At 74.3% G+C, this 7,483-nt stretch carries 9 protein-coding genes; 6 read left to right on the top strand and 3 right to left on the bottom strand.

Translation table 11 applies throughout. The features are described 5' to 3' along the window. Window positions 1-24: 24 nt before the first annotated feature. On the bottom strand, window positions 25-885 hold the full coding sequence (gene folP / locus IF73_RS0132990) for a dihydropteroate synthase (RefSeq protein WP_031014229.1): 861 nt from the start codon (window positions 883-885) through the stop codon (window positions 25-27). 121 nt (window positions 886-1,006) lie between these two features. Between folP and IF73_RS0132985 the strand changes: the two genes are divergently transcribed. Next, entirely contained in the window at window positions 1,007-1,336 is a 330-nt protein-coding gene (locus tag IF73_RS0132985; RefSeq protein WP_031014227.1) for a DivIVA domain-containing protein, read from the top strand. After that, the gene (locus IF73_RS0132980) at window positions 1,333-1,917 is read left to right on the top strand and encodes a DNA-3-methyladenine glycosylase I (RefSeq protein ID WP_031014225.1); all 585 of its coding nucleotides are present in this window, start codon (window positions 1,333-1,335) and stop codon (window positions 1,915-1,917) included. The genes IF73_RS0132985 and IF73_RS0132980 overlap by 4 nt, the downstream gene beginning before the upstream one ends. A gap of 34 nt (window positions 1,918-1,951) precedes the next feature. On the opposite strand, the gene IF73_RS0132975 is transcribed toward IF73_RS0132980, so the two are convergent. After that, window positions 1,952-2,755: an enoyl-CoA hydratase/isomerase family protein gene (locus IF73_RS0132975; protein ID WP_031014223.1), complete on the bottom strand. Its 804-nt coding sequence runs from the start codon at window positions 2,753-2,755 to the stop codon at window positions 1,952-1,954. 312 nt (window positions 2,756-3,067) lie between these two features. Here IF73_RS0132975 and IF73_RS40015 point away from each other — a divergent pair, with 312 nt between their 5' ends. Then, the gene (locus IF73_RS40015; protein ID WP_009997451.1) at window positions 3,068-3,235 is read left to right on the top strand and encodes a DUF3117 domain-containing protein; all 168 of its coding nucleotides are present in this window, start codon (window positions 3,068-3,070) and stop codon (window positions 3,233-3,235) included. Between the two features lie 91 nt (window positions 3,236-3,326). Here IF73_RS40015 and IF73_RS0132965 read toward each other — a convergent pair whose 3' ends face one another. After that, complete coding sequence (locus IF73_RS0132965) at window positions 3,327-3,992, bottom strand: O-methyltransferase (RefSeq protein WP_031014221.1); 666 nt, start codon at window positions 3,990-3,992, stop codon at window positions 3,327-3,329. 142 nt (window positions 3,993-4,134) lie between these two features. Between IF73_RS0132965 and sigE the strand changes: the two genes are divergently transcribed. From sigE to IF73_RS0132950, 3 genes are all read left to right on the top strand, one after another. After that, window positions 4,135-4,893 (top strand): RNA polymerase sigma factor SigE, encoded by a 759-nt coding sequence (gene sigE, locus IF73_RS0132960; protein ID WP_078868384.1) that lies wholly within the window; start codon window positions 4,135-4,137, stop codon window positions 4,891-4,893. Next, window positions 4,890-5,732, top strand: a complete 843-nt coding sequence (locus IF73_RS0132955) for a zf-HC2 domain-containing protein (RefSeq protein ID WP_031014219.1) — start codon at window positions 4,890-4,892, stop codon at window positions 5,730-5,732. The genes sigE and IF73_RS0132955 overlap by 4 nt, the downstream gene beginning before the upstream one ends. 75 nt (window positions 5,733-5,807) lie before the next feature. Further along, window positions 5,808-7,472, top strand: coding sequence for a S1C family serine protease (locus IF73_RS0132950; protein WP_037881265.1), 1,665 nt, complete (start codon window positions 5,808-5,810; stop codon window positions 7,470-7,472). Window positions 7,473-7,483: the final 11 nt, after the last annotated feature.

Genomic DNA, 7,483 nt, shown 5'->3' with positions numbered 1-7,483 from the left:
CCCCCTACGCGAGCCCCCGCCCCCCTACGCGAGCCCCCGCCGCGCGACCGCCGGCTCACGGTGCCCCGCGATCGTCGCGACCATGTCGAGCACCTGCTTCGTCTCCGCGACCTCGTGCACCCGGTACACCCGCGCCCCCAGCCACGCCGACACCGCGGTCGTGGCCAACGTCCCCAGCACCCGCTCCTTCACCGGCCGGTCCAGCGTCTCCCCGACGAAGTCCTTGTTGGACAGGGACACCAGCACCGGCCACCCCGTCTCCGCCATCTCGCCGAGCCGCCGCGTCGCCTCCAGGCTGTGCCGCGTGTTCTTCCCGAAGTCGTGACCGGGATCGATCATGATCCCGTCCCGCCGCACCCCGAGCGAGACCGCGCGCTCCGCCAGCCCCACCGTGACCCGCAGGATGTCGGCCATCACGTCCTCGTACTCCACCCGGTGCGGCCGCGTCCGCGGCTCCGCGCCGCCCGCGTGGGTGCAGACCAGCCCCGCCCCGTACTTCGCGGCGACCTCCGCGAGCCGCGGGTCGACCCCGCCCCACGCGTCGTTCAGGACGTCCGCGCCGGCCTCGCAGACCGCCTCGCCGACGTCCGCCCGCCAGGTGTCCACGCTGATCACCACGTCGGGGTGGCGGCGCCGGACCTCGGCGACGAAGCCGACCGTGCGGCGGGCCTCCTCCTCGGCCGTGACCTCCTCGCCGGGGCCGGCCTTGACCCCGCCGATGTCGATGATCGCGGCGCCCTCGGCCACCGCCTGCTCGACGCGCGCGAGCGCCGGCTCGTCGCGGAAGGTCGCGCCCTGGTCGTAGAAGGAGTCCGGGGTCCGGTTCACGATCGCCATGATCACCGGCTCGTGCGGCCCGAATTCACGCCGTCCCAAGCGCAGCATCCCTTATGTCCTCCCTCGCGACCGGTCGACGGCGCCTTGTGCAGTCGTCTGCGACCCTAACTGTCGGCGGCGCATGGCACGATCGGCACGGGACGTTTTCCACTCCGGGAGAGGCGCGCTGGTGTTCTGGTTTCTGCTCATCACGATGGTCGTGGTCGTCGCGGCCGTGACCCTCGCCGTGGTCGGCGGCGGCGACAGCGAGGTGCTGCCCGACGCGGCCCCCGAGCAGCTGGTGGACCCGCTGCCGCTGAGCCGCCCCGTGGACCGCTCGGACGTCGAGGCGCTGCGGCTGCCGGTCGCCGCCCGCGGCTACCGGATGGAGGACGTCGACGACGTCCTGGACCGGCTCGCCGCGGAGCTCGCCGAGCGCGACGCCCGGATCGCGGAGCTGGAGGCGGCCCTCGCGGGCGCGTCGGCCTCCCGCGAGACGGCGGAGGGCGACGAGCGATGACCGGCGGGGCGATCCCGGGCCCCGACGGGCGGCCGCGCTGCCCCTGGGGCCTGTCCACCGAGGACTACACCGCGTACCACGACGAGGAGTGGGGCCGCCCGGTCCACGGCGACGACGCCCTCTTCGAACGGCTCTGTCTGGAGGCGTTCCAGTCGGGCCTGTCCTGGATCACCATCCTGCGTCGCCGGGAGGGCTTCCGGCGCGCCTTCGCGGACTTCCGCATCGCCACCGTCGCCGGCTTCGGGGACGCCGACCGCGAGCGGCTCCTCGCCGACGAGGGCATCATCCGCAACCGGGCCAAGGTCGACGCGACCCTCGCCAACGCGAAGCTGCTCGCCGACTGGGCCCCCGGCGAGCTGGACGCCCTGATCTGGTCCCACGCCCCCGACCCGGCGAGCCGCCCCGCGCCCCGCACCCTGGCCGACGTCCCGGCCGTGACCGACGAGTCCACGGCCCTGGCCAAGGCGCTGAAGAAGCGGGGCGTCCGCTTCGTCGGCCCCACCACGGCCTACGCCCTGATGCAGGCGTGCGGCCTGGTCGACGACCATCTGACGGACTGCGTGGCCCGGGGCGGCCGCTAGCCGCCCCGGCCCCGTCACCTCCCGATCACCCCGGTCACTTCCCGAGGTACCTCGGCTTCTCCTTGGCGAGGAAGGCGCGGACCGCGATGGTGTGGTCCTCGGAGGCGCCGGCCAGCGTCTGGAGCTCGTCCTCCTTGTCCAGGGCCTCGTCGAGCGAGTGGTCGGCGCCGTAGGCGACGGACGCCTTGAGCGCCGCGTACGCCACGGTGGGGCCCTCGGCGAGCTTCCGGGCCAGCTTCCGGGCCTCCTCGGCCAGTTCGGCGGCCGGCACCAGCCGGTTCACGATGCCCAGCTCGTACGCCTCCTGGGCGCCGATCGAGCGGGGGAAGAGCAGCAGGTCGGAGGCGCGGCTCCGGCCGATCAGCCGGGGCAGCGTCCAGGACATGCCCGAGTCGGCGGTGAGCGCCACGCCCGCGAACGAGGTGTTGAAGGTCGCGGTGTCGGCGACGATCCGGTAGTCCGCGGCGAGCGCGAAGCCGAAGCCGGCGCCGGCGGCGACGCCGTTCACCGCGGCGATCACGGGCTTCTTCATGCCGGTGAGCGCCCGGACGATCGGGTTGTAGTGGTCCCGGACCGTGTTCATCGTCTCGCGGCTGCCCGTCTCCTGGTCCTGGAGGAGCAGACCCACGTGCTCCTTCAGGTCCTGGCCGACGCAGAACGCCCGGTCGCCCGCCGCCGTCAGCAGCACCGCCCGGACCGCCGGGTCGGCGGCCGCGGCCTCGGCGGCGTCCCGGAGCGCCACCTTCGCCGCGATGTTCAGCGCGTTCATGGCCTCGGGCCGGTTGAGCGTGATGGTGGCGAGCCCGTCGCTCACTTCGTACAGGACCGTGTCGGCCATCGGGACCCCTTCGTCTCGTGCGTCGGCTGATCAGCCCAGCATGACGGAGATCACCCGTACCGCCCATGTGAGCTGCGTCAAAGAATCGGGGCCCGCGGAGCGACCCGCGGCGGCGAAGTATCGCAGGCCCGACGCCGAAATGTGGGCTTTTGAGAGAGCGCGTTGCGCAAGCGATGCGGATCGATGTTGGTCATCGGGTCCTGCGATGCGGGATAATGACCTGGAAGCAATGTGTTCGAAGCCGGTGAGGCGTGCTCCGTGGTACGGAGCTGCCCGGCTGAAGATGAGCTGGTTTCAGGAAGGGGAACGAGCATGGCGGCCATGAAGCCGCGGACGGGTGACGGCCCGCTCGAGGTGACCAAGGAGGGGCGGGGCATCGTCATGCGCGTTCCGCTCGAAGGCGGCGGTCGGCTCGTGGTCGAGCTGACCCCGGACGAGGCCGAGGCTCTCGGTGACGCCCTGAAGAAGGTCGTCGGCTGACCCTCCCCGATTTCCCGCACGCTGCCCCGGTACGGCCCCGCCGTCCGGGGCAGCGGTGTGTCCGGGGCGGAGTCCGCCCGCGCGGGCGCGGTCAGCCGCGCCGGACCGCGCAGAGCAGGCCGTCGCCCACCGGCAGCAGCGTCGGCAGCAGCTCGGAGCTCTCCCGCACGGTCCGCAGCAGCTCGCGGACCCGCTGCACCTCGGCCGGCTGGGCCCCCGAATCGACCGTGCGGCCCTCCGCGAAGACGCCCTCGAAGCAGACCAGACCCCCAGGTCGGAGCAGGCGCAACGATTCAGCGAGATAGTCCGGGTACTCGGCGCGGTCGCCGTCGCAGAAGACGAGGTCGTACCCGCCGTCCGCGAGCCGCGGCAGCACGTCCAGGGCGCGACCCGGGATGAACCGCGCCCGGTTGCCGGCGAAGCCCGCCGCCCGGAACGCCGTCTTCGCGAGCTGCTGGTGCTCCGGCTGCACGTCCACCGTGGTCAGGGTGCCGTCCGGGCGCATCCCCAGCAGCAGGTGGATCCCCGACACGCCCGTGCCCGTACCGATCTCGGCGACCGCCTTGGCGTCCGTCGAGGCGGCCAGCAGACGCAGCGCCGCACCGGTGCCCTGGGAGACCGGGGACAGCCCCGCCTCCCGGGCCCGTTCCCGGGCCCAGCGCAGTGCGTCGTCCTCGGGGACGAAGGCGTCGGCGAGCGCCCAGTCGGTCTGCCGGTTGGCGGTAATGGCCCTCTCCTGTCCCCTTAGTTGGCGCAACGGTGACTGTATCCGCTGTCAGCGGGAACCCGCAGATGGGACCGGCCGTTCACCAGGGGAGGAACGCGCGGGAGGACCGGCGGGCGACGCCGATTCAAATGCGCGTAAAGATTCTTATCCGGAGCTAACGGGCGAGGTGGCTATGGTAGGGGCTCCACTGGACACCACCAGAGCCGATAGGGGAGGTGCGGCTGCGCCTGTGGATCGGAGAGGGGCGTTCCGACGCCTCCTCAGGTCGGCGGGTGAGCCGAAATCCGTGACCGACACCGCTGACCAGAGCCACCGCACTGCCACCGCACCCACCACCGCGACCTTCGCATCGGATGCGGAATCGCAGGCGTGGACTCCGCCCACCTGGGAGGAGATCGTCAGCACGCACAGCGGTCGCGTCTACCGACTGGCCTACCGCCTCACCGGCAACCAGCACGACGCCGAGGACCTCACCCAGGAGGTCTTCGTCCGCGTCTTCCGCTCGCTGTCGACGTACACGCCGGGCACCTTCGAGGGCTGGCTGCACCGCATCACCACCAACCTCTTCCTCGACATGGTCCGCCGCAAGCAGCGCATCCGCTTCGACGCGCTCGCCGACGACGCCGCCGAGCGGCTCCCCAGCCGTGAGCCCTCCCCGCAGCAGGTGTTCAACGACACCCACTTCGACGCCGACGTCCAGCAGGCCCTCGACACCCTGGCGCCCGAGTTCCGCGCCGCCGTCGTCCTCTGCGACATCGAGGGACTGTCGTACGAGGAGATCGCCGCGACCCTCGGCGTGAAGCTCGGCACCGTCCGCAGCCGGATCCACCGCGGCCGCTCCCACCTGCGCAAGGCGCTCAAGCACCGCTCGCCCGAGGCCCGCGCGGAGCGGGCCCTGGCCACCGTCGGATGGGAGGCCGGGACAGCGTGAGCGGCACCCGTCCCCCGTCCCCGAGCCCCGCGGAGCACCACCTCGGGGACCGGCTCGCCGCGCTCGTCGACGGCGAGCTCGGCCACGACGCCCGCGAGCGGGTCCTGGCCCACCTCGCCACCTGCGCCCGCTGCAAGGCCGAGGCCGACGCGCAGCGCGCCCTGAAGAGCGTCTTCGCCTCCAGCGGAGCCCCCCAGCCCTCCGAGGGTTTCCTCGCCCGCCTCCAGGGCCTCCCCGGCGGCCCCGGCGATCCCGGCCGCTCCCCGCTGGAGCAGCTCCTCGAAGCCCGCGGAGTGAAGAGCGACGGCTTCGCCACCGCGGCGCCCGCCGTCCCCGACACCACCACCGGCTTCCGGGTCCACGCCGTCACCCCGTCCGGACGGGGCCGGCGCTTCGCCGTCGCCGCCGCCGGCGCGGTCTCCTTCGCGGCCATCGCCCTCGGCGGCACCCTGCCCACCGAGAGCTCCGTCACCGCCGCCGGCCGCGGCGGGCAGGGCACCGGCAGCGCCGTCACCCCGCTGCGCGCGGGCGCCTCCGCGGGCCCCGCCGGCTCGGCGACCGGCCGCTCGGACCGCTCCGAGCGCGTCGGCGGCGGCGCGCAGTCGATCGGCAGCGCCCCGCTCGTCCCGGGCGGCACCGTCCCCACCGGAGCCGTCCCGGCGGACGTGGACCGGGCCGGTCCGGTCACCGCGGTACGGCTCCGAGCGGCCCAGACGCAGTCGCTCTTCGCCCTCTCGCCGTTCATACGCCCGACGGCCCCCGCTCTCCAGCTGGCCCTCGGCCCGGCCCCGAGCCCGGCCCCCAGCCCGCCCGGCACCCCGCCGGGCTCCCACCGCTGACCTCCGACCTGGTTGAATCCTCGGTCAGGGCGCCCGACACCGGGGCGCTCACGGGTCAGCGGTTGCGGGGAGAGCATGAACGACGGGAAGCCGAACTGGTGGAGCCGGCCTTCGACGCCCCCGGAGGCGGCGCGGATATCCACGCCGCCCCCGGCGGAGGAGGACGACTTCGCCCTCCAGGCCCCGGACCCGGCCGAGCCCGCCGCGCCGGAGCCGGCCGCGGAGGCGCCCGCCGCCCCCAAGGTCGACATGACGAAGGAACCCGCCCCGCCCGCGCCGGAGCCCGCGACGCCCGCCGCGCCGGAGCCCGTGCCCGCGCCCGCCGTGCCCGCCGTGCCCGCGCCCGAAGCCGCGCCCGCCGCGTCCGAGCCGGCCGTGGCCGCGCCGCAGCCGCTCCACGAGCCCGACGAGTACCGGACCCCGCCCTACGGCGAGCCCGGGCCGTGGGCGCCCGCACCGCCGGTGCAGCGGCCCGCCGCGCCCGTACCGGCCCCGCAGGCCGCCGTACCCCCGCACGGGGCCGTACCGCCGCCGCAGGGCCCCGTGCCGCCGCAGCCGCCCGCCTGGGGCCAGTACGACCCCTGGGGCGCCGGCCCCGCCGCCGTACCCCCGCCCGCCCGCAAGAAGTCCCGGCGCGGCCTCGCCCTCGTCGGCGCCCTCGCCTTCGCGCTCGTCACCGGAGTCATCGGCGGCGGCGTCGGCGCCTACGTCGAGCGCAACGGCGGCATCGGCACCGTCCACCTGCCGCAGGTCGAGGCCGGCACCACCGACCGCGCCCCCGACAGCGTCGCCGGCATCGCCGCCAGCGCCCTGCCCGGCGTCGTCACCCTGCACGTCAGCGGCGGCGGCTCGGCCGGCACCGGCACCGGCTTCGTCCTCGACAACCGCGGCCACATCCTCACCAACAACCACGTCGTCGACGCCGCCGAGTCCTCCGGCGACATCACCGTCACCTTCTCCAGCGGCGAGACCGCCTCCGCCAAGCTCATCGGCAAGGACACCGGCTACGACCTCGCCGTCGTCCAGGTCACCGGCGTCACCGGCCTCCGGCCCCTGCCGCTCGGCAACTCCGACGACGTCCGCGTCGGCGACCCCGTCGTCGCCATCGGCGCCCCCTTCGACCTCTCCAACACGGTCACCTCCGGCATCATCAGCGCCAAGGAGCGCCCGATCACCGCCGGCGGCGAGAAGGGCGACGGCAGCGACATCTCCTACGTCGACGCCCTCCAGACCGACGCGCCCATCAACCCCGGCAACTCCGGCGGCCCCCTCCTCGACGGCAAGGGCCGCGTCATCGGCATCAACAGCGCCATCCGCGCCGCCGGCGGCTCCGGGGACGGCGGCGGGGACGGCGCCCAGGCCGGCTCCATCGGCCTCGGCTTCGCCATCCCGATCAACCAGGGCAAGCGGGTCGCCGAGGAGCTCATCAACACCGGCAAGGCCACCCACCCGGTCATCGGCGTCAGCCTCGACATGCAGTTCAACGGCGACGGCGCCCGCGTCGGCGAGAAGGGCAAGGACGGCACCGCGTCCGTCACCCCCGACGGCCCCGCCGCCAAGGCCGGCCTGCGCCCCGGCGACGTCATCACCAAGGTCGACGGACAGCGGGTCCACAACGGCGAGGAGCTGATCGTGAAGATCCGCGCCCACCGCCCCGGCGACGAGCTCGTCCTCACCCTGACCCGGGACGGCAGGGAACTCACCCGGACCGTCACGCTCGGATCGGCGCAGGGCACCTGAGGTACATGTGG

This window comes from Streptomyces sp. NRRL F-5727 (genome assembly GCF_000719555.1).
Taxonomy (GTDB): Bacteria; Actinomycetota; Actinomycetes; order Streptomycetales; family Streptomycetaceae; genus Streptomyces.
Note: the sequence above shows the minus strand (reverse complement) of the source record. Positions and strands in the feature narration are given on the sequence as shown.